The sequence below is a fragment of the Nocardia pseudovaccinii NBRC 100343 genome, assembly GCF_001613225.1.
GTDB classification, from domain to species: Bacteria; Actinomycetota; Actinomycetes; order Mycobacteriales; family Mycobacteriaceae; genus Nocardia; species Nocardia pseudovaccinii.
Genome location: NZ_BDBY01000003.1, coordinates 1 through 20,931, shown reverse-complemented (window position 1 = coordinate 20,931; position 20,931 = coordinate 1). Strand labels below are relative to the sequence as shown.

Genomic DNA, 20,931 nt, shown 5'->3' with positions numbered 1-20,931 from the left:
GGGGGAGGTCCCTTGGATGAGGGGCGTCGGAAGTCGTTGGCGCAGTTTCGAATACGCCCTGGTGGCGGCCGGTCCCTGCGCGGTGGCCGTCGACCCGGCGACAGTGGGGGCGACGCAGCGGTTCGTCGATTGCCTGGTAGTGCGAGTCGTCGTCGAACCGGGCGATTGTCCCTTGACCGCCGAGGCCGTCCGCGCGATCCGGTACCTGTGCCTCGTCAGCGAGGCGGCCCATATCGTTATCGCCGGGACCCCGCACTGCACAACCTCGGGTAGTCGGTGCACGCCGGAGGCCGATCCACTGGATGTCCTCACCTGCGTCGCCGACACACTGGATGTGCTTTCGGACCTTGCCGCGCAACTGGGGCAATACGGGGAACGCGTCCACCTGATGCCGTTCGGATGGAATGTCGCCTGCCGCGCGGAAAAGTCGGCGCGACATTGGGATTTGCCATCCATTGCCGTATCCCCCTCCGGGTATGTCGACGTGCGGCCGGATTCAGCCGGAATGGGTGATCGGGCTCCGGCATGCCCGGTTCGTTGACGCTGCCTTCCCCGAAATCCGGCGCGCCGGTGGTCATCGGTCGTGATGGCGAGATCGAGATGCTGGCGGAGCTCGCGGGACGGGCCGCCGGGGGGCGGGGGTCCGTCGTGCTGGTACAGGGCGAACCAGGTATCGGCAAGACGTCTCTGTTGGACGCGGCCGGGGTGCGGTGCGCGGCGGCGGGCCTGCATATTCGACTGGGGGCCGCCACCGAACTACGGCAGACCGTCCCGTTCGCCGCGCTGCGCTCCTGGCTCGACCCCGACACGCCAGGCGCAGATCCGATCCCTGCCTTGCTCGACCGCGACATTCGGGCGAGCGACACCGAGGCAAGGCATGAGATCGTCATCGCCGAGGCGATCCTCGATCACGTCGAGACCTGGTGCGCCACCGGCCCGCTCGCGCTGATCATGGACGACGTCCACTGGGCCGACGCGTCGAGCGTGTCGGTGTTGCAGCGGTTGTGCACCCGCATCGATGAGCTACCGCTACTACTGCTGCTCGGCGCCCGCCCACAGCCTCAGGACTCGGCGTTCACCGCACTATCGGCCGAACTCTGCGCATGCCGCGCTCCGCTGATCCGACTCGGCGGGCTTTCCGCCGGGGCAGCGGCGGAATTGGTGTCGCATATCGTCGGTGCCACCCCCGGCCCGGGGTTGCTGCGGGAGGTCGCGGGTGCGAGCGGAAATCCGTGCTACATCACCGAATTGGTGGCCGCCCTGCTGCGTGAGCAGGCGATCACGGTGATCGCCGCCGCGGCCGACATCCCAGAGGCAGTCGCCGGGCAGCGCCCGTCCACCACACTCGCGCAGGCGATTTCACGGAGGTTGGACTTTCTGCCGCGCCGGACCCGGCACGTGCTGGCGACCGCCGCCGCGCTCGGCCCGGTCGTGGACGTCACGGAACTGGCAGCGGTTCTGGACCGCCCCCTCCTCGAGGTATGGAGCGTCGTCAGCGACGTGATGGCGAGCGGAGTGCTCGCACTTGTCGACTCCGAAGTGGTGTTCCGGCATGACCTGATCCGGCGGGTGCTGTCGGATCAGCTACCTGCCACAGTGCGCGCTGGTCTGCTGCGCACGGCTGGTCGGGTACTGCGGACGACCAACGCGCCGATCGAGCGGATCGCACACTATTTGGCGGTCGCCGACTACGAACTGGATGACACCGGCGTCGATTGGCTGGTAGCGGTAGCCGACAAATTGGTTTCCAGAGCGCCCGAGCTGGCGGCGCGACTGTTGCGGCGCGCGACGACGGAGTCCGATAACCCACCGCTGATCCGCCGGTATGTCGAGGCGCTGCTGTGGAGTGGTCGAACTGCCGAGGCGGAGGCCGAAGTGCGCGTTGCGCTGTCGACGCGGTCGGAGTACGGCGACGATATCGAAATGCACTGGCTGCTCGCCCAGGCCTGCCGAGCCGGGGGCCGAATCGCCGATGCCGTCGATATCGCCGAAACAGCGCTGAGCACAATGGATCTCGATGTCGAGGCGGTGGGTCGCTTCCACGGCATGTGTGCGGTGGACAACGTATTCCTCGACCGGTTCGATGCGGCCGAGCGAGCGGGTCGAATTGCGATCGCGATAGGGGAATCCAATGGGGATCGCCGCACTATCGGTTACGGCCTCAGCGCCGTTGGCGCGGTGCGGTACACCCGAGGCGATCTCACCGAGGCGCTGGAGTTGAGCACTCGGATACCCATCGCCTCGACCGTCGATACCAGACCGGACCAGTTCGATCCATACGCGCTACGGGCACTTTGTCTGATCGAACTCGATCGCCTGACCGATGCCGAAGACGTGCTGAATCAGGCGATAGCGCACAACCGCCGTGTCCCCGGTATGTCCCGGTCCGCGAACCTCGTTGCCAAAGCACGGCTCTGCCTGCTGAACGGTCGCTGGGATGACGCGGTGGCCGAATGCGGCGTCGGCGCGGCGCCGGACGTGCTCGGGTACTCGACGGTCGCGGGCAGCCTCGCGGCGCTCATCGGTATTCACCGCGGCACGTTCCTGCCGGACGTGGACAGTATTCCCATCGCGGACGACCTCGCGGGCACCACCGGCTACGCGCACTTGCACCTGTGGGCCAAGGCGTTGACGCACGAGGCACACGGCCATCCAGACCTCGCCTTGAAGCTGCTCGTCGACACCCATGAGCGACTCGCCGACCATTCGGCCGCGGCGACGCTGTACTACATCTTCCCGGATATCGCCCGACTGGCCGCGGACCTCGGCGATACGGATGCGGCGCGGTCGGTAGTGGTCGGCGCCGACGAGCTCGTGGCGCGACAGCCGACCGCCTCCAGGATCGGGACAGCGCTACTGTGCCGAGGTCTGGCCGAGCGCGATTCCGATAGCTTGCTGGCGGCGGCCCGGGCCTTCCGGCGGTCCGGGCGGCTGCTCTACCAAGCGCAGGCTCACGAGAACGCCGCCGTGCTGCTCGCCGCCGCGGGGCGGGATGTCGATGCCCGCCGTTCGCTGGACACCGCGATCGGGATCTACAGCCGCCTCGGCGCATCGTGGGACACCGCCCGTACGGTCGCACGCGTGCGACCGTACGACATTCGGCGAGGTGTACGCGGTCGACGCAACCGGCCCAAATCCGGCTGGGCGGCGCTGACCGATACCGAGCGCAAGGTAGCCGCGCTCGTCGCCGAAGGCTGCACCAACTCCGATATCGCGGCGCAGATGTTCTTGTCGCGCCGCACAGTTCAGTCTCACGTATCGAACATCCTCGCCAAGCTCGGGCTGCGATCGCGGCGCGAGGTTGCCGCGAGCATGCCGTGTATGTGACCGGCCGCGCGCCGATATGTGTGCCGATAGCGGTGATCGCGCTGGTGCTGCTGCAGCGGACGCTGCGGCTGCCCACTGAGCGCAAGGCGGAGGTGTCGATCGACTGGCTCGGTCAGTACTTCCAGACCGCTCGCGGCTACTCGCCGACCGTCGCGGGTGTGCTGACCATCCCGCTGGTAGCGGTCATGCTGACCGCGTCGGTCGGCTCCGGCCAGCAGGCGCTGCGGTAGGGAATTCAGCGAGCAAGGTCCCCGAGCGGATTCCGGGGGCTTCGTTCTTGCGGAAAGCATACCGAGAGGTCTATTTCGGCGGCCCTGGGCGGTCCCGCCTGCGTGACCATTGCGAGTGTGATGGCCGGTGGGAATCGGGTACCTCCTCGAGTGGCCGGTTCGAGTGGACGTGAGAGGCTGAGATGGTGAACCTGCTGGGTAGCGCGACCTCACCGTATCTGCGACAGCATGCGGATAACCCGGTGCATTGGCGGGAGTGGGATCCCGCGGCCTTGGCGGCGGCGCGGGCCCGGGATGTGCCGATCCTGCTGTCCGTCGGGTACGCGAGTTGTCACTGGTGCCATGTGATGGCGCACGAGTCGTTCGAGGACGAGCGGACGGCGGCGCAGATGAACGACAACTTCGTGTGCATCAAGGTGGATCGTGAGGAGCGTCCGGATCTGGACGCGGTCTACATGAATGCCACGGTGGCGATGACCGGTCAGGGTGGCTGGCCGATGACGTGCTTCCTCACGCCGGATGGCGAGCCGTTCTATTGCGGTACCTACTACCCGAAGGTGCCGCGCGGTGGGATGCCGTCGTTCACCCAGCTGCTCACGGCCGTTACCGATACCTGGAACACCCGGCGCGATGAGGTGGACAAGGCTTCCGCGCAGGTGGCCGACGCACTGCGGGCGCAGGCCGCCGGGCTGCCCGATGCCGATGTGACGATTTCGGCCGAACTGCTCGATCATGCGGTCGCGGCGGTGCTGCGCGATGAAGACCACAAGCACGGCGGATTCGGTGGTGCGCCGAAGTTTCCGCCGTCCGCGCTGTTGGCGGGCCTGCTGCGCAGCTGGGAGCGCACCGGCGATGCCGCGACACTCGATGTGGTGAATCGGACGGCCGAAGCCATGGCGCGCGGCGGTATCTACGACCAGTTGCGCGGCGGGTTCGCGCGCTACTCCGTCGATGCCGCCTGGCTGGTGCCGCATTTCGAGAAGATGCTCTACGACAATGCGCAATTGCTGCGCGCCTATGCGCATCTCGCCCGCCGAAGTCCTCAGCGAGAGTCATTTGCGCACCGCGTTACTCGTGAGACGGTGCAATTCATTCTCGACGACCTCGGTACCGACCACGGTGGGTTCGCGTCCGCGCTGGACGCCGACACCCACTTGGAACCGGGCGGACCGGGTGTCGAAGGCGCGACCTATGTCTGGACGCCCGCCGAGCTGATCGGCGAACTCGGTCCTATCGAAGGCGCTTGGGCAGCAGAGGTTTTCGGGGTGACTACCGCCGGGAATTTCGAACAGGGCACTTCGGTGCTCACCCTGTATGCCGATCCTGATGCGTTGTCCGACAACGGGACTGCCCGCGAACGCTTCGAACGTGCCCGCGCCACACTGCGCGAGGCCCGTGCGCGACGCCCACAGCCGGACCGCGACGACAAAGTGGTGACCGCCTGGAACGGAATGGCGATTACCGCACTAGCCGAGGCGGGTTCCGCACTGCGGCAAGATGATTGGGTAGAAGCCGCCGCTCGCTGTGCGCGCTTCCTGCTTGCCGAGCACGTCGTCGACGGCCGGGTGCGCCGCGCCTCGCTCGGTGGCGTGGTCGGCGCATCTCCAGGCGTCTTGGAGGACTACGCCTGGCTGGTCACCGGACTGCTGGCGCTACACCAGGCCACCGGCGGACTCGACTGGCTCGAACACGCACAACGATTGCTGGACAGGGCAATTCAACATTTCGCTGACGACACCGCACCCGGTAGCTGGTTCGACACCGCCGACGACGCCGAAACCCTCGTCGCCCGCCCCCGCGATCCCATCGACGGCGCAACCCCCGCAGGCGCATCCGCCTTGGCCGAAGCGCTCGTCACCGCCGCCGCCACCAGCGCCCCGGAACCAGCCCTGCGCTATCGCGAACTGGCCGACCAAACCCTCCGGCGCGGCGCCGTCGTCCTCGCCCGCGCCCCGCGCTCGGCAGGCCAATGGCTCACCGTAGCCGAACCCGCCCTCCGCGGTCCGCTCCAAGTAGCCATCGCCTTGCCCGACACCTCAACCGCGGCAACAGAATTGATCGCCACCGCCCGTGCCGAAGCACCCGGTGGCACCGTCATCATCGCCGCTACCACCAACTCGGTCCCCCTCTTGACCGACCGCACCCCAGTGAACGGAATGCCCTCCGCCTACGTCTGCCGCGGCTCCGTCTGCGACCTCCCCGTAACGACCCCACCCGAGCTACGCGCCTCCCTGAACCGCCCTTAGCCCCGCCGCACCCGCTCGGTCGGACCCACCAACCGCACGCGCTCCGAGTTCCCTGCGCACTGCCTACCGGGCACAGGCCGCCCGCCGCACGCAATGTGCCGGTCATATGCCGCACGCAGATTGCACACCGCGCCGGGTACCGGCAGCGCGCTGATTGCATGTCGAACGCAGGTTGCCTGTCGCATGCCGGGCAGAGTTTGCCCGCCGAGCGCAGCTTGCTCGCCAGGCGCAGGTGCATGTCGAACGCGGGCTGCCCGCCCCGGCGCTCAGTGCTTCTGCGACGGGGATTCGGTTGTCGTCGTTCGTACTTCGGCGATCGCGCTGATGGCGGCCGCATCGGTACCGGGTTCCATCCCTTTGGAAGTCGGGTTGGCCTCCACGTCGGTCCAACAGGTGGTGGGTTCGGGCATGCCACGCAGCAGAATGTTGTCGTAGCGAACCCATTTGGCGCGCTCGTGCTCGGCCGCAGCCTCGATGATCGCACCGCTCACCAGGATTCGGCGCGGCACCTCTTTCGCTTCGGTGGTCAGCCGGGCCGCCTCGTTGACCGCATCGCCGATCACCGTGTACTCCAACCGCGTATCGGAGCCGATATCACCGGCAAATACCCGTCCACGTGCGACGCCGATGCCGATATCGAGTTCACCGGTGGCCGTGACCTCGTCGCGAATGCGCCGTGCGGCCCGCAGCGCAGGTGTCGCATTGTCGCGCAATGCGATCGGCGCACCGAAAATGCACAGCGCCGCATCGCCCTCGAACTTGTTGACCAGGCCGTTGTTCTCCTCGGTCGCCGCAACCACGATCGCGAGCAGTCGATTGAGCTTGGCCACGAAATCGTGCGGCGTCAGACCGCTGGACAGCTCGACGGATCCGGTGACATCGACGAACAGCGCCGACACCTCGCGCACATCTCCGGTCAGATCGACCCCGCCCGCCAATGCCCGCTCGGCGACTTCCGTGCCGACGTGACGGCCGAATACCACCCGCATCCGCTCACGTTCACACAGATTGGCGGCGAGTTCATTGACCGAATTCTCCAGCCGCCCGATCTCGCTGGTGCTGCCGACGGGAACCCGAACATCGAACTCGCCCTTGGTGATCCGATCGAGCGCCCGCCGCAGTGTGCGCATCGGCGTTGCGACCGAACGGGCCAGGATCGCGGTCGCCAGCACACCGGATCCGATGCCGACAATGGAGAGGTAGATGGCGGCGCGGACGCGGTCCGGTGCCCCGGAGGCCGGATCGGCGAGCACCGTGATCAGCATGAGCAGCGGCATCGCACCTGCCACCGCCCAGGTCATCACGACCCGCATCAGCACCGAGGAACTCCAGTGCGCGGTCGGGCCGAGCACCCCGGAAACCACCGGAATGGTCGGGCGGATCAGCCGGTCGACGATCAGGAAGGTGAATCCGGCCGATTGCAGTGCGCCGAGGGTGAACAGGGCCACCGTCACCGCCGCACTGTTGTGCGCGGCCAGGTGCGAGAGCATCGAGGCCGCGACGATCACGCCGGGCAGCCATATCGCCAGTGCTCGGGTGGTGATCGCGATCGGTAGGCGCAGCAGTCGTCGCGCCTCGTCGACGGTCGGCTTGCGCCCGTCGTCGAGCCACCCGAAATACACGGTCCGATCGCGCACGGCGAGCCCGACTCCGGCCAGGAAACCCACCATCGGATAGATCGACGCAAGCCCGATGATGCGCCGCCAGTCATCCCCGATCCGGCCGAAAAATCCACTGAGCCACAGCTCGGTCACGATCACCCCGAGGCCACCGAGGTTCGCGGCGATCACCACCGCCGCCAGCCCCCACCGCGCCTTCAGCGCCCAAACAACAAGCTTGGTGATCACGGTGCCCTGACATCCGGAGCGGAGCCCGCCTGCGCCGGTGCCTGCGCGCGCACCGAAACCCCGACGCGCACGGGCGTCCCCGAGCCGGGCAGCCACCAGTTCCAGGTTCCGAACAGCTTCATCAGCGCGGGCACCAAGACCAATCGCACGAGTGCCGCATCGATCGCTACGGCCACTGCCAGCGCCAGCCCGACCTCCTTCAGCTCCAGCACGCTGGCGGTCAGGAAGCTACCGAAGATCACCACCATGATGGCCGCCGCCGCACTGATCGGGCGGGCCGTGTGCTGGAGCCCGGCCGCCACGGCGTATTCGTTATCGGCCGCGGTGCGCGCGGAGTGCTCCCAGAACTCCTTGATCCGGCGGATCAGGAAGACCTCGTAGTCCATCGACAGCCCGAACAGAATCGCGAAGACCATGGTGGGCAGGAATACCTGGATGAATCCGGTGCTGTGGAATCCGAGCAGTGACTCGCCGACGCCCCACTGGAACACCGCAACGGTGATGCCGAGGGCTGCGCCGGTGGCCAGCAGATTCATCACTATTGCCTTGATCGGTAGCGCGATGCTGCGGAAGGCAGCAATGAGGAACACGAACGAGCAGCATAGAACCAGCGCGACGACCAGTGGCAGCTTCCCCGTGATCTCGTCGGACATATCCGCGAACTCCGCCGTCGGACCGCCGACCAGTACGTCACCGGGCAGTGCGGTGGCCCGGTCGCGGATCTCGCGGACGAGTTGATCGGCCTCGGCGGAATCGAATGCGGTCTTCGCGACCACCATCGCGAAGATCCGGCCGTCCCGCTGGATCGGCAGCACCTGTTCGATGCGCTCATCTGAGCGGAGTACGGTCAGGAAGTTCTGTACCTCGCCGGTCGCCGTGGCGTTCAGCGGCGTATCACCGGCACCGGTCACCACGATCGTGATCGGCGCGAGCAGTCCGGGCGCGAAATTCTCCGAGGCGACCTTGCTCGCCTTGCCGGACGTGGTGTCGCCCATCGCCGCGGTGCCCATATCCATGCCGTAGCGAATTCCGGTCAGCGGCGCGGCCGCCACCAGCAATACCAGCGTGGCCGCGATACCGAATACCACCGGACGTGCCATCACGATCCGACTCCACCGGGCCCACCGCCCGCTCGCCGGATCGGCATCCGATCCCGGCCGGGTCTCCAACGGCTGCCACCGCGCGGGCAGCGCACCACGATTCACCCGCGAGCCGAGCATCGCCAGCACCGCGGGCAGCAGCGTCAGCGCCACCATCAGCGTGGCCACGACCGCGATCACCACGCCGACCGCGATACCGCGGAACACCGGCGCGCGCACCACCACCAGCGAGCACAGCGAGATCATCACGATGAAGCCCGAGGCGACGATCGTCTTACCCGCCGTGGCGATCGCGATCCCGCAGGCATGCGCCACACCGGCCGCGGAACTGCCGCCCGGCTTCGCGAGCTCTTCGCGGAACCGGCTGACCACGAACATCGCATAGTCCAGCCCGATGCCGGTGCCGATCATGGTCGCGACGGCCAGCAACAGCGAACTGGTCGCCATCACATGCGAAAGCAGAAACAGTCCGCCGAACGCGAGCAACAGCCCGCTCAACGCCACCATGACCGGCACCAACGCGGCGACCACTGTGCCGAGCGCCAGGATGAGCAGCACGAACGCCACCGGCAGGCCCAGCGCCTCGGCCTGGCCGGAATCGGCCACCTCGATCTCCATCAGATCGCGCAGCACGGGTGAGAAGCCGGTGAGCCCGACGGTCACTCCGTCCCCGGAGCACTGTCCTGCACGTTCTTGCAGCTCACCGGCCAACTCTGCGCGCTGCGGAATCGTGCCGTCGAACCCGACGACGGCAAGCGCCGCATGCCTGCTCGCCGAGATCTGCGACTTCTGATCCCCTTGGAACGGGCCGACCGCCAGCCGCACCCCGGGCACATCGCGCAGATTCGCGACCGCCCGCTCCACGATCGCCCGGTAGGCCGGATCATCGACGGTCCGCTGCTCCGAATCGAAGACCAGCGCAAGCTGTTCGGCTCCCATATCCGGATAGTGCGCGGCGAGCAGTTCGGTGATCCGCGTCGATTCCGCTTTGTCGGCGTGGAATTCCATGGCCTCCAAGCGGCCGTTGAGCTGTGGGTAGGCGACCGCGCACGCGGCGATCAGCACCAGCCACACCGCGACGACGATCCGTCGGTGCCGTGCCATCGCCACGCCCCAGCGGTAGCCGATGCCCTGCTCGCGTCGCGCCTGCTGTCTACCGGTCTCGATCGTCTGCTGTGCCATATCGCCCCGCAATTTTCCGGATCCGCATCCGTCCCCAACTCTATTGCCGCAAAGGGTAATTCGGCATGCCCGCGATGTTTCGGCTACCCGGATGCACTCAGCGCAGCACGACCAGCCAGATCGCGGCGTAGTGGCACAGGGCGGCGAGCACCGTCGCGGCGTGGAAGAACTCGTGGTGGCCGAAGACCGTGGGCCACGGGTTCGGCCATTTGGTCGCGTAGAGGATCGCGCCACCGCTGTAGATCAGACCGCCGATGAGCAGCAGGATCAGCGGTGCGATGCCGATATTCGTATTGAGCTGCCCCGCCACCGGCACGATCGCCCAACCGAGCAGCAGATACAGCGGCACCCCGACCCATCGGGGCGCGGTCGGCCACAACAGTTTCAGCGCCACACCGGCCAGCGCGCCGAGCCACACGACCAGCAGCAGTATCTGGCCGGTTCGTCCCGGCAGGCCGAGTAGTGCGAACGGCGTATAGCTGCCCGCGATGAACAGGAAGATCATCGAATGATCGGCCCGCTTCATCTGGACGCGTGCCTTCGCGGTGGCCCAGGTCACCCGGTGGTAGACGGCGCTGATGCCGAACAACCCGCACACGGTCAGCCCGTAGACCAGAGTGGACCAGCCTGCCGTCGCCGAGACGCTCGCGGCCTTCGAGACCAGAACGAGCACCGCGATTGCCGCGATGCCGACCGCCCAGGTGTGAATCCAGCCCCGCATCCGCGGCTTGAGCAGTGCTGACGTGCCCGGGATCGCGACCGGTGTCGCATCGGTCGCGCCGACCATTTCGGACACGAGTTACCTCCTGGTGATACTAGCCGGTAACCTACGGTGCCGTAAGTTGTGTCGTATCGTCACTGTACCCGGAACCGCAGTCGATGCCGGGATCGCGCCGCTGAGGCGTAGGGTTGGTCGCCGTGGAGCTTCCCAGTCAGGTGCGTGGTTTGCCATACCGCATCTACGAGGCGCGGCTGTCCAAGCAGCTGGCCGGCAAACAACATCCTCGGCACGTCGCGGTGATGTGCGATGGTAATCGGCGCTGGGCCAGAGAAAACGGTTTCACCGATGTGACTCACGGGCATCGGGTCGGTGCGCTGAAAATCGCCGAACTGGTCGGCTGGTGTGCGGACGAGGGCATCGAGATGGTGACCGTCTATCTGCTGTCCACCGAGAATCTGCAGCGCGATCCCGACGAACTGGAGACCCTGTTCGAGGTGATCACCGATGTCGTCGAGGAGCTGTCCGCACCGGAGCAGAACTGGAGTGTGCGCATCGTCGGCACCCTCGACGGCTTTCCGGAGTTGGTCGCCAAGCGGCTGCGCACCGCCGCCGAACGCACCATTGGACGCGACGGTGTGCACGTGAATGTCGCGGTGGGCTACGGCGGTCGGCAGGAGATCGCGGACGCGGTCCGCAAGCTGGTCCGCCAGGAGATCGCGGCGGGGGAGACCGGGGAGGATCTGGTCCAGTCGATCACCGTGAACTCCATCGGCCAGCACCTCTACACCTCCGGCCAGCCGGATCCCGACTTGGTCATCCGAACCTCCGGTGAGCAGCGTCTTTCCGGGTTTTTGCTGTGGCAGAGCGCATACTCGGAAATATGGTTCACCGAGGCGTACTGGCCGGAATTCCGACGGGTGGACTTCCTGCGCGCCTTGCGCGACTACGCCGCTCGACATCGCCGCTTCGGTATCTGACGCAAGGACATTCGCGTACCGTCCGGTTTGTGGACGAGTCGACGAGTGCTGTGCCCGGGCCGAAGGGGGAGCAGATGTCCTACATCGGCTATGCGGAATTCGGTCGGCGCTTCCTGGAATATGCCGCATCGGAACAGCGCATCTCGGGTGCATTCGCCCAGTTGACCGGCGCCGCCTTCGATTTCGGCCCGATCGGCGTCGGGCCCGCCAAATTGGCGAAGGTCGCCGCGCAGGTGCGACTCGGCGAGCCGAAGCTGCAACGGTACGTCGACGAGGTCATCTCCTTCGAGCTGGTCATTCCGCTCGATGTCGATCTGCTGCTCGATCTCGCCGTCGACCGGCACCGCTTCCACGTCGACGGCAATATCCACCTGCACTTGACCGTGCGCACCGCGGAGCCGCTGCGGGTCGTCATCGATATCGCCGAACCGCGCCCCAGCGATGTTCGCATCAATGTGGCCACCGCCACCAAACGCGGGCAGCTGCTGCGCATCCTGGCCAGCGTCGACCACGAGATCCGGCGCTTCGTCGCGCGCTATCTCGCCACCGAAATCCGCAAACCGCATATCGCCGCGGTGCGCGATATCGATGTCGCCGCCCGGTTGGACGCGGCCTGGAAGCTGTGATGGCTAGAGCTTGCGCAACCGCAGCCGGTTGATGCTGTGGTCGGCGTCCTTGCGCAGTACCAGCGTCGCGCGCGGACGGGTGGGCAGGATGTTGTCCACCAGATTCGGCCGGTTGGTGGAGTCCCAGATCTCCTTCGCGGCGACCGTCGCCTGGTCGTCGGTGAAGCCCGCGTAGTGGTGGAAATGCGCGTTCGGATCGGCGAACGCGGTCTCGCGCAGCGTGAGAAACCGTTGCACATACCAGTTCTCGATGTCCTCGATGCGAGCGTCGACGTAGATCGAGAAGTCGAACAGATCCGAGACCATCAACCGCGGACCGGTCTGCAGCACATTGAGACCCTCCACGATGAGAATGTCGGGTTGAGTCACGCAGTGGAACTTGCCCGGCACGATGTCGTAGGAGATATGTGAATACACCGGCGCACATACTTCGGCCGCACCGGATTTCACCTCGGTGACGAAGCGCAGTAGTTTGCGGCGGTCGTAACTTTCCGGAAAACCCTTGCGATGCATGATGCCGCGCCGGTTCAGTTCCGCGGTGGGATATAGGAATCCGTCGGTTGTGACCAAATCCACACGCGGATGGTGATCCCACCGCGCGAGCAGCGCCTGTAGTACGCGGGCGGTGGTGGATTTTCCGACCGCGACACTGCCCGCGACACCGATCACGAATGGCACCTGCTGGTCTGGATGGGTGTCCCCGAGAAAGGTCGCGGTCGCGGCGAACAGCCGCTGACGTGCGGCGACCTGCAGGTGGATGAGACGAGCGAGCGGGAGGTAGACCTCGGCGACCTCTTCCAGATCGATCTGTTCGCCGAGGCCGCGAAGTCCGATCAGTTCTTCCTCGGTGAGCACCAGGGGAGTCGACTTACGCAGGGTCCGCCACTGTTTCCGGTCGAATTCCACATAGGGACTCGGCTCGCTCATTCGTGCCACTTACCCGACACTCCGTTCAGGCAAACACGCATACGTCGCGCGCCGACTGTATGAGATTCGGTCCAGCTCTCGCATAGCCGAATTCTGCTCTGCGTCAACATCGTGTGAAAAGCGGGGTGCCGATACCGGGTGGTAACCGGTCGATGACATGGCCTTCAGCGGCTAATGTCGGCGGACATGGAAGCGCATCCCCTCGTGACCGAGTACCTGCGGCTCGGCTTGGCATTCGACCGGCTGGAGGAAGGTTTCGTCGACGCCTATACCGGCGATCCGGCGTTGCGTCGCGAGGTGGAGAACGCGCCCGCTCCCGAGCCGCGCGAGTTGGCGCGGCGGGCGGCGGCATTGCGTGCGGAACTGCCCGCGGCCGGATTGCCGCGGCAGCGCACCGAATTCCTCGATGTGCATCTGCGCGCGCTGGAATGCTCCGGTCGCAAGTTCGCCGGGGACGACATCGGGTTCGTCGACGAGGTGCGCGCGTACTTCGATGTCGATATCGCACCCGGCGATGTCGAGGACTACCGCGACGCGCACCGCCAGATGGACGAGGTGCTGCCCGGTGACGGCCCGCTCGCCGAACGGGTGACCGCATTCCGCAAGGCCGATGAGATTCCGCCGGAGCGGTTGAGTGTCTGCGTCGAGGCGTTCTCGAGTGCGTTGCGAGAACGGGTGCGCGAGCGTTATCCGTTGCCCGACCACGAGCACGTCAGCTATGAGGTGGTGGGGGATAAGCCCTGGTCCGGCTTCAATTACTACCTGGGCAACTACCACTCCCGGGTGGCGATCAACTCCGATCTCAAACAGCACATGGCGCATCTGCCCGGCCTCATCGCGCACGAGGCCTATCCCGGACATCACACCGAGCACTGCCGCAAGGAGGCCGGTCTGGTCGCGAACGGGCAGGCCGAGCAGACGCTGTTCCTGGTGAATACCCCGCAGTGCCTGATGGCGGAGGGGCTGGCGGATCTGGCGCTGCGCTCGATCGTCGGATCCGGCTGGGGCAAATGGGCGCAGGAGATCTACGCCGATCTGGGTCTGCGTTTCGAAGGTGAACGCGCCGAACAGCTTTCGAATGCCTCGGCCGAATTGCTCGGAGTCAGGCAGGATGCCGCGCTGCTGCTGCACGATCGGCGCCGCGACGCCGACGAGGTCGCCGAATTCCTGCAGCGCTGGAGCCTGACCACTCAGGAACGCGCCCGCCAATCCCTGCGCTTCCTGTCCTCGCCCCTCTGGCGCGCCTACATCAGCACCTACGTCGAGGGCTACCGCCTGCTCGGCGGCTGGCTGGACCGCGCCGTCGACGCCGACGACCGCGCCGACCGCTTCCGCCGCCTCCTCGACGAACCACTCACCCCGGGAGCTCTTCGCACCATGTGACTCTGGACGACCCCCGTGGAACCGGTGGCGAGGGACGCATCCTCAGGCGGTGGTGAAGGTGATGCGCACCGAGATGGGGTCGGATTCCAGTGCCTTGATCGTCCATGCCGTGGCCGATTCGGCGGCGTGGCCCTTGGCGAAGGTGCGGGCGCGGGCGGCCACATTGTCATCGGGGACGAAGGCCGCGGTGCCGGTGTACCAGCGCTTGCCCTGGCGCAGCCGGACCTGCGGATTCGCCGCGATATTGCGGGCCCAGCCCGCGCGGTGGCCGTGCTGGGAGATCAGCCACGCGCCCTCGTCATCGATCGAAACGGTGACCGGCACGCGGCGCGGCTGACCCGATTTGGCGCCGATGGTCTCCAACTCGGCGATTATCGAGGAACGGATGCCGATTCGATCCAGCAGTCCGACAGCGGGGTTGACCAGATAGCGCCCGATGAGCCGTTCCCGACGGAACTTGCGCGCCGCTGCGGCTGTGCTGCGTTGAGTCATGGCTGTACTCCCTTCAGCGGAAGATGACGCAGGTCGTGGTGCCGTGTGCGACCAACTTGCCCTGGTCGTCCACGACGCGACCCTCGGCGGTCGCGGTAGTGCGGCCGACGTGGATGGTGGTCCCGGTCGCGATCAGGCGACGGCCGTCGGTGGGTACCGCGCGGATGTAGTTGATCTTCAGTTCCAGCGTGGTGTAGCCCACACCGGCGTCGAGCGTGGTGTGCACCGCGCAGCCCATTACCGAATCGAGCAGGGTGGCGCAGATGCCGCCGTGCGTGGTGCCGAGTGGGTTGGCGAAATCGGGCCGGGTCCGCAGCCCGAAGACCGCCTTCCCGAACTCTAGTTCCTCGACCTCCAGGCCGAGCAGATCGCCGATAAACGGTCGTCGCGAGTCGGTCGTCATCGCGGTGCGCAGTAGTTCGAGTCCCGACAGCTGCGACAGATCGGTCGGCGCGCTCATGACTTCGCCTCGCTGGCGCTCGGCTCCGTCATGACCGCGCAGGCGGCTGTGTTGATCTTCCGCTCGCTGCGCTCGCTCATGAATCCCGTCCTTTCGGTGAACCGATCGGTCCATATCTGCCATGATTGCAACATGGACCGATCGGTTCACGCAAGCATGGGCGAGGAGGATGGCGATGACCTTGGGTCCACGCGACCGGTTGATCGAGAGCGCCATCGAGCTGGTGCGCGAACAGGGCGTGCACGCCGCCGGGCTCGCCACTTTGCTCGAACGCGGTCGTGCCTCTCGAAACTCGCTCTACCAGCACTTTCCATCCGGTAAAAGCGAGTTGGTCGAGGTCGCGACCAAGACGGCGGGTGCACGTCTGGCCGCGGTGACCGACAAGATCACCGGCTCCGGAACAGCCGAACAATGGATCGCCGCGCTCGTCGGCTGGTGGCGGCGCGCTCTCGAAAAGTCCGCGTTCACCACGGGATGTCCGATTGTCGGCGCCGCTCTCGCCGAATCCGAACCGCGGGTGCAGGCCGCAGCGGGCACCGTCTTCACCGACTGGACCGACCAACTCGCGAATGGGCTGCGCGACAAGGGTTTATCTGCCGAGGAGGCGCGGTCGCTGGCCGGATTCGTCATCAGTGCCCTGGAGGGCGCGATCATCCAATCACGGGCGCTGAAATCGACCCGGCCACTCGACGATGTGCAATTGCACCTCACCGCCTTGTTGCGGTCCGCCGTACCCGGGGCTTGACGGGTCTCGGGCCGTCGCCGACCCACGGATAAGATGGTTGGACCGCGACTGGCGCACTCGAGGTGGAAGCAACCACCGGGAAGCACCCTCGCCCCGCACCGCGCGCCTGGGTGCCGGGCTCATGGGCCTTGGGGTGCGCACTCCTGGGCACCCGGACCACGGAGGTTGCGATGCACACCGAGACACAGAACCCCCTGATCGGCGCGGCGCGGACGGCCAATAGACTCGGCCAGGTGACGCAGACGACCGCCTCTGTCAATACCCAATCCCTCGGTGAGCTCGATCCGGAGCTCGCTGCCGCGATGGCAGGCGAACTCGCCCGCGAACGCGACACCCTCGAGATGATCGCCTCGGAGAACTTCGTGCCGCGCGCGGTGCTGCAGGCGCAGGGCAGCGTGCTCACCAACAAGTACGCCGAGGGCTACCCGGGCCGTCGCTACTACGGTGGCTGCGAGCACGTCGATGTCGTCGAGACCCTCGCCCGCGATCGTGCCAAGGAACTCTTCGGCGCCGAATTCGCCAATGTGCAGCCGCATTCCGGCGCGCAGGCGAATGCCGCGGTGCTGATGGCGCTGATGGAGCCGGGTGACCGGCTGCTCGGCCTCGACCTCGCGCACGGCGGACACCTCACCCACGGCATGCGGCTGAACTTCTCCGGCAAGCTCTACGAGGTGCACTCCTACGGGGTCAGCAAGGAAGATCACCGCATCGATATGGAGGAGCTGCGCAAGACCGCGCTCAGCTCGCGTCCGAAGGTGATCGTCGCCGGTTGGTCGGCCTACCCGCGGCATCAGGACTTCGCGGCGTTCCGGGAGATCGCCGATGAGGTCGGCGCGAAGTTGTGGGTCGATATGGCGCACTTCGCCGGTCTGGTCGCCGCCGGTCTGCACCCCTCGCCGGTGCCCTACGCCGACGTGGTGTCCTCCACCGTGCACAAGACGCTGGGCGGTCCGCGCTCCGGTTTGATCCTGGCCAAGCAGGAGTACGCCAAGAAGCTCAACAGCTCGGTGTTCCCAGGGCAGCAGGGCGGCCCGCTCATGCACGTGATCGCCGCCAAGGCCGTCGCGTTCAAGATCGCGGCGGGCGCCGAATTCAAAGAGCGCCAAGAGCGCACCCTGTCCGGTGCGAAGATTCTGGCCGAGCGGCTCGGCGGTGCGGACGTCAAGGACAAGGGCATCAGCGTCCTCACCGGCGGCACCGACGTGCACCTGGTGCTCGTCGACCTGCGCAACTCCGAGATCGATGGTCAGCAGGGTGAGGATCTGCTGCACGAAATCGGAATCACGGTGAACCGCAACGCCGTTCCGTTCGACCCGCGCCCGCCGATGGTCACCTCCGGCCTGCGCATCGGCACCGCAGCCCTGGCCACCCGCGGCTTCGGCGATGCCGAATTCACCGAGGTCGCCGACATCATCGCCACCGCACTGGCCGGGGGCTCCGATGTCGACGCGCTGCGCGCTCGCGTCACCAAGCTGGCCCGGGACCTGCCGCTCTACAACGGCCTGGAGGACTGGCACCTGCTCGGCTGAGTCCCTCTTATTCGCCTGGGAATCCGGCTGTGCGCCAACGGTAGTCGTCGGTGCGCGTGGGTTCCCAGGCGAACTCGTCTGTAGCTGAGGTCGAAAGCCGCTCCGTCGCCGGACTTCTGGGCGGTTCCTGTCGCGCCCGCATCGAGATCGGCGCGGTGGCAGCTGGCCGTGTTCGTCGGTTGCCGGACCGTGCATCGGTCCGATGAGATGCGCACCCGCCCGGGCTGGTAGCGAGAAAGTCGGCGGGCGCAACAACCCGGGCGTGCAATGGTTCAGAGGGGCAGGGGGTGGCCGGGTTCGAGGATGCGGACGGTGGTGTCCGGGGCTAGGTCGGCGGTGGCATCGCGATAGAGGTCGGGGCGGTTGCGGGTGGATTTGGTCATCAGGCGGTCGCCGAGGGAACCGCTGGTGAAGGCGTAGTGGATGGGAACGGCGAGGCGTGGGTGTAGGGCGCGGGTGAGATCGGCGGCTTCGGCGGCGTCCATGACGACCTGATGGTTGAAGGCGGGACGGATGCGCAGGCCGTTGATGGGGAGTAGGGCCAGATCCAGATCTTCGAAGTGGTCGGCGATTTCGTCGAGCTCGGCGATGCGCAGGGTGTCCGCGCCGAAGAAGATGCTGTGGCCGTCGGCGCGCAGTACGAAGGTGACCTTGGGGATGCCGTGGCTGGCGGGCGTGGCGGTCACCTCGACCGGGCCGAGATGTGTTGTCTGCCATGGATCCAGCTCGACGACATTGTGAAATCCGGCTGCGCGCACCTGTTTCGCGAGGCCGCGAACGACGGCGAACGGCACATTCTTATCCGGGTAATTCCGCAGTGCCCCCAGGTCGCAGTGGTCGTAGTGGGCGTGGCTGATCACGATGCCCGCCAATTCCGGGAGATCGGCGGCGGTGGCAATGCTGCGCGGCTCGCCCTGGTAGTAGAAGCGGCGTTCGGACAGCCACGGATCGGTGAGAATCCTGGCACCGCCGAAGTCGAGCAGGACGCTGGCGCGGACGACGCGAGTCACGGTGACGGACATGGTCTTTCCTAACAAGACGAGTGTCTACTGATAGTTGTCAGTTGACACCTGTCTTGTTAACCTGTCAAGGTGACGGCGAACGCTAGGAATCGCAACCGCCGCGGCGAGGGCGGCCGCCTGCGTGCGGAACTCGTGGCGGCGGCGAGTCGCCTGCTGGAAACCTTGGACGGCCAGGAATCGCTATCGCTGCGTGCGGTCGCGCGGGCGGCAGGTATCGCGCCGCAGAGCGTGTACTTGCACTTCGCCGACCGGCAGGAGTTGCTCACCGCGGTATACGAGGTCCGCTTCGCCGAACTGCGCGCGGCCCTATCGGTCGCGTCGTCGGCGGACGGCACCACTCGCCTCACCGAAATATGCCGCGCCTATTGTGAATACGGCCTACGGAACCCTGGCCACTACCGCGTGCTGTTCGGCACGGCGGGCACCCCCGGTTGGGAACCGGCCGACGCCCGGATGCCCGGTCTACCGCTGTTCCGACTCCTCGCCGAGACGGCCGAATCCTGCGGCAGCGCCGACCCCACCGCCACCGCCACCTGCCTCTGGGCGGCCATGCACGGCCTGATCACCCTGCGCCAAGACCGCCCCAGCTTCCCCTGGCTGGACCTCGACATCCTCCTCGACACCCTCGTATCCGCCCACCTGGCCGCCGCCCGCAAGTAGCCCGGCAATCGTGCTGGCGCACATCCAGTGACCATGCCGTGTGACCTGTGCGAGGTAGCCACTGGATATACGGCACCTTCATGGCCTAGTGCTCATCGAGTTCGCCTCGGCCGCAGCATATTTCGGGTCGACCGGACGGCAGCCACGGCGGCGGGCTCGTGTCGTCGATCGGATCAGGTTCGACGACAACCGGATTCAGAGCTGAATACCCTTTCGGCGGCCCGCTCGGCGAGCTTCTCCGATCTCGTCGATGGCGGCCGCGACGTACGCGCAGTTGGCCGTCGTCGTCGCGGCGCCGCAGGTATTCGTGTCGCTGTCGGTGAGCAGATTGCCCTCGACATCGTAGAGCGGGTGGGACTGTGCCAGCCCCTCGGTCATCTCGGCGGCGGTGCCGACGGTTCCTACGAACGCGTCGCTGACCAGATCTTGCTCCGCCCGCGAGTCCTATGAATCGACGCGGGCTTTGGCTCGGACGATGGACTCGTCCAGGTAGCGGGTGATGTCGGCGCTGGTGGCGGGGCGGATCATGAGGGCGCGGTTGGCGGGGACTTCGCAGTAGCGACCGGCCTTGGTGTCGATCCAGCGGAGTTTTCCGGTGCGCAGGGGTTCGGCATTGCGGGGGCCGACCAGGACGGTGGCGGTGCCCCTGGTGTCGCAGGGTTGGCGCCAGAAGCGGCGGTAGCGGTCCTGGATGGCGCGGGAGGGGGAGTTGCCGAAGGGGTCGGGGCGGTCGTCGTCGAGATCGTCGAGGAGGTAGCTCTTTTCGGTCGCGGTGCCGGGTGGCGGATCGGGGAGCAGGCGGATCAGTTCGGTGGCGAGTTGGTCGACGCGGACGCGGCGCAGCCGTACCTTGCCGCCATCCGGAGCCGCGGCCTGCAGCGCGATGACGCCCGGTCCGGTGCGGGTGGCGCACCCGATGGCGCGCAGTTCGATCGCGCCGCGGGTGTTATCGATGCCGAACAGTTCGATGCGCCACTCGGGTTTTGCGAGTACCCCGATGGCACGCTGCAGCGGCGCATTGTCCGCACGGTCCAGCTCCGCGCGGAATTGCCGCTGGTAGGCCCGATATTCATGGAGTCCGGGAAAGCGGCTGGTGAAGCGGAACGGAAAGGGCATGCGATCCAGGCCGGTGCCGAACCAGGCCGCCGCGAATTGCTCGGCGGACAAGGTCCACTGCGTCATCATTGCGCCCCGAGTACGGGCGGCACGGTCTTCTCCACTTCGCCGATCAGCTCCTCGCCGTGCTCCTCGGTGCGCAGGTACTTCGCCGACTTGTGTTCACCGTCCTCGCCTCGTCGGGTCCGCGCGCCGGGCGGCAGCATCCCGGAGTATCCGGCGGTAGCTGTCGCACCCACCCGACTCGGCGTGCTGGTGCTCGGCTGAGCAGTCGTCGCTCCCGGTGTGGTGCCCGGCACCGACTTGCCAGGACTCGGAGTCTCGCCGGTGTTCGGCGCACC

18 protein-coding genes, 2 pseudogenes and 1 riboswitch are annotated in these 20,931 nt (G+C 66.7%); of the genes and pseudogenes, 10 read left to right on the top strand and 10 right to left on the bottom strand.

Annotation, left to right across the window (positions count from 1 at the left end; all coding sequences use genetic code 11):
* Positions 1-16 precede the first annotated feature (16 nt).
* The 4 genes and pseudogenes from NP3_RS00185 to NP3_RS00170 all read left to right on the top strand — a co-directional run bounded on the left by NP3_RS00185 (position 17) and on the right by NP3_RS00170 (position 5,803).
* Positions 17-541 (top strand): hypothetical protein, encoded by a 525-nt coding sequence (locus NP3_RS00185; RefSeq protein ID WP_157123937.1) that lies wholly within the window; start codon positions 17-19, stop codon positions 539-541.
* Positions 526-3,327, top strand: a complete 2,802-nt coding sequence (locus NP3_RS00180) for a helix-turn-helix transcriptional regulator (protein WP_063036500.1) — start codon at positions 526-528, stop codon at positions 3,325-3,327. The genes NP3_RS00185 and NP3_RS00180 overlap by 16 nt, the downstream gene beginning before the upstream one ends.
* A 14-nt stretch (positions 3,328-3,341) precedes the next feature.
* A pseudogene (locus tag NP3_RS00175) lies at positions 3,342-3,554 on the top strand (MFS transporter); the annotation flags it as partial.
* Between the two features lie 185 nt (positions 3,555-3,739).
* A complete protein-coding gene (locus NP3_RS00170) occupies positions 3,740-5,803 on the top strand; it encodes a thioredoxin domain-containing protein (RefSeq protein WP_063036496.1) in 2,064 nt (687 codons plus the stop codon).
* Between the two features lie 266 nt (positions 5,804-6,069).
* On the opposite strand, the gene NP3_RS00165 is transcribed toward NP3_RS00170, so the two are convergent.
* The 3 genes from NP3_RS00165 to trhA form a co-directional block, all read right to left on the bottom strand.
* Positions 6,070-7,650 carry an adenylate/guanylate cyclase domain-containing protein gene (locus NP3_RS00165; protein WP_084507933.1) on the bottom strand — a complete coding sequence of 527 codons (1,581 nt, stop codon included), beginning with the start codon at positions 7,648-7,650 and terminating at the stop codon, positions 6,070-6,072.
* A complete protein-coding gene (locus NP3_RS00160) occupies positions 7,647-9,932 on the bottom strand; it encodes an MMPL family transporter (RefSeq protein ID WP_063824601.1) in 2,286 nt (761 codons plus the stop codon). The genes NP3_RS00165 and NP3_RS00160 overlap by 4 nt, the downstream gene beginning before the upstream one ends.
* Positions 9,933-10,029: 97 nt before the next feature.
* Positions 10,030-10,719 carry a PAQR family membrane homeostasis protein TrhA gene (gene trhA, locus NP3_RS00155; RefSeq protein ID WP_063036531.1) on the bottom strand — a complete coding sequence of 230 codons (690 nt, stop codon included), beginning with the start codon at positions 10,717-10,719 and terminating at the stop codon, positions 10,030-10,032.
* Between the two features lie 122 nt (positions 10,720-10,841).
* Here trhA and NP3_RS00150 point away from each other — a divergent pair, with 122 nt between their 5' ends.
* Together NP3_RS00150 and NP3_RS00145 are read left to right on the top strand one after the other, a co-directional pair.
* The gene (locus tag NP3_RS00150; RefSeq protein WP_063824599.1) at positions 10,842-11,630 is read left to right on the top strand and encodes an isoprenyl transferase; all 789 of its coding nucleotides are present in this window, start codon (positions 10,842-10,844) and stop codon (positions 11,628-11,630) included.
* Positions 11,631-11,659: 29 nt separating this feature from the next.
* Positions 11,660-12,256 (top strand): hypothetical protein, encoded by a 597-nt coding sequence (locus tag NP3_RS00145; RefSeq protein ID WP_245720739.1) that lies wholly within the window; start codon positions 11,660-11,662, stop codon positions 12,254-12,256.
* A gap of 3 nt (positions 12,257-12,259) precedes the next feature.
* On the opposite strand, the gene coaA is transcribed toward NP3_RS00145, so the two are convergent.
* A complete protein-coding gene (coaA, locus tag NP3_RS00140) occupies positions 12,260-13,192 on the bottom strand; it encodes a type I pantothenate kinase (RefSeq protein ID WP_063036492.1) in 933 nt (310 codons plus the stop codon).
* 177 nt (positions 13,193-13,369) lie between these two features.
* Here coaA and NP3_RS00135 point away from each other — a divergent pair, with 177 nt between their 5' ends.
* Positions 13,370-14,566, top strand: coding sequence for a hypothetical protein (locus NP3_RS00135; protein WP_063036527.1), 1,197 nt, complete (start codon positions 13,370-13,372; stop codon positions 14,564-14,566).
* 42 nt (positions 14,567-14,608) lie between these two features.
* On the opposite strand, the gene NP3_RS00130 is transcribed toward NP3_RS00135, so the two are convergent.
* Together NP3_RS00130 and NP3_RS00125 are read right to left on the bottom strand one after the other, a co-directional pair.
* On the bottom strand, positions 14,609-15,058 hold the full coding sequence (locus NP3_RS00130) for a nitroreductase family deazaflavin-dependent oxidoreductase (RefSeq protein WP_063036490.1): 450 nt from the start codon (positions 15,056-15,058) through the stop codon (positions 14,609-14,611).
* 13 nt (positions 15,059-15,071) lie between these two features.
* Entirely contained in the window at positions 15,072-15,518 is a 447-nt protein-coding gene (locus NP3_RS00125; RefSeq protein WP_063036488.1) for a PaaI family thioesterase, read from the bottom strand.
* 175 nt (positions 15,519-15,693) lie between these two features.
* On the opposite strand from NP3_RS00125, the gene NP3_RS00120 reads away from it, so the two are divergent.
* Both NP3_RS00120 and glyA read left to right on the top strand, forming a co-directional pair.
* Positions 15,694-16,263, top strand: a complete 570-nt coding sequence (locus NP3_RS00120; RefSeq protein ID WP_063036525.1) for a TetR/AcrR family transcriptional regulator — start codon at positions 15,694-15,696, stop codon at positions 16,261-16,263.
* A 34-nt stretch (positions 16,264-16,297) separates the two neighbouring features.
* A riboswitch (ZMP/ZTP riboswitch) is annotated at positions 16,298-16,382 on the top strand.
* Positions 16,383-16,496: 114 nt separating this feature from the next.
* Entirely contained in the window at positions 16,497-17,792 is a 1,296-nt protein-coding gene (glyA, locus tag NP3_RS00115; RefSeq protein ID WP_063036523.1) for a serine hydroxymethyltransferase, read from the top strand.
* Between the two features lie 272 nt (positions 17,793-18,064).
* Here the strand turns inward: glyA and NP3_RS00110 are convergent, their stop codons facing one another.
* Positions 18,065-18,814, bottom strand: coding sequence for an MBL fold metallo-hydrolase (locus NP3_RS00110; protein ID WP_063036486.1), 750 nt, complete (start codon positions 18,812-18,814; stop codon positions 18,065-18,067).
* Positions 18,815-18,883: 69 nt separating this feature from the next.
* Here NP3_RS00110 and NP3_RS00105 point away from each other — a divergent pair, with 69 nt between their 5' ends.
* Positions 18,884-19,474, top strand: a complete 591-nt coding sequence (locus NP3_RS00105) for a TetR/AcrR family transcriptional regulator (protein ID WP_063036484.1) — start codon at positions 18,884-18,886, stop codon at positions 19,472-19,474.
* A 195-nt stretch (positions 19,475-19,669) separates the two neighbouring features.
* Here the strand turns inward: NP3_RS00105 and NP3_RS00100 are convergent, their stop codons facing one another.
* The 3 genes and pseudogenes from NP3_RS00100 to NP3_RS48825 all read right to left on the bottom strand — a co-directional run.
* Positions 19,670-19,852: a hypothetical protein gene (locus NP3_RS00100; RefSeq protein WP_063036482.1), complete on the bottom strand. Its 183-nt coding sequence runs from the start codon at positions 19,850-19,852 to the stop codon at positions 19,670-19,672.
* A gap of 66 nt (positions 19,853-19,918) precedes the next feature.
* Positions 19,919-20,656 (bottom strand): ESX secretion-associated protein EspG, encoded by a 738-nt coding sequence (locus tag NP3_RS00095; RefSeq protein WP_063036480.1) that lies wholly within the window; start codon positions 20,654-20,656, stop codon positions 19,919-19,921.
* Positions 20,656-20,931, bottom strand: a pseudogene (locus NP3_RS48825) (hypothetical protein); the annotation flags it as partial. The gene NP3_RS00095 and the pseudogene NP3_RS48825, both read right to left, overlap by 1 nt.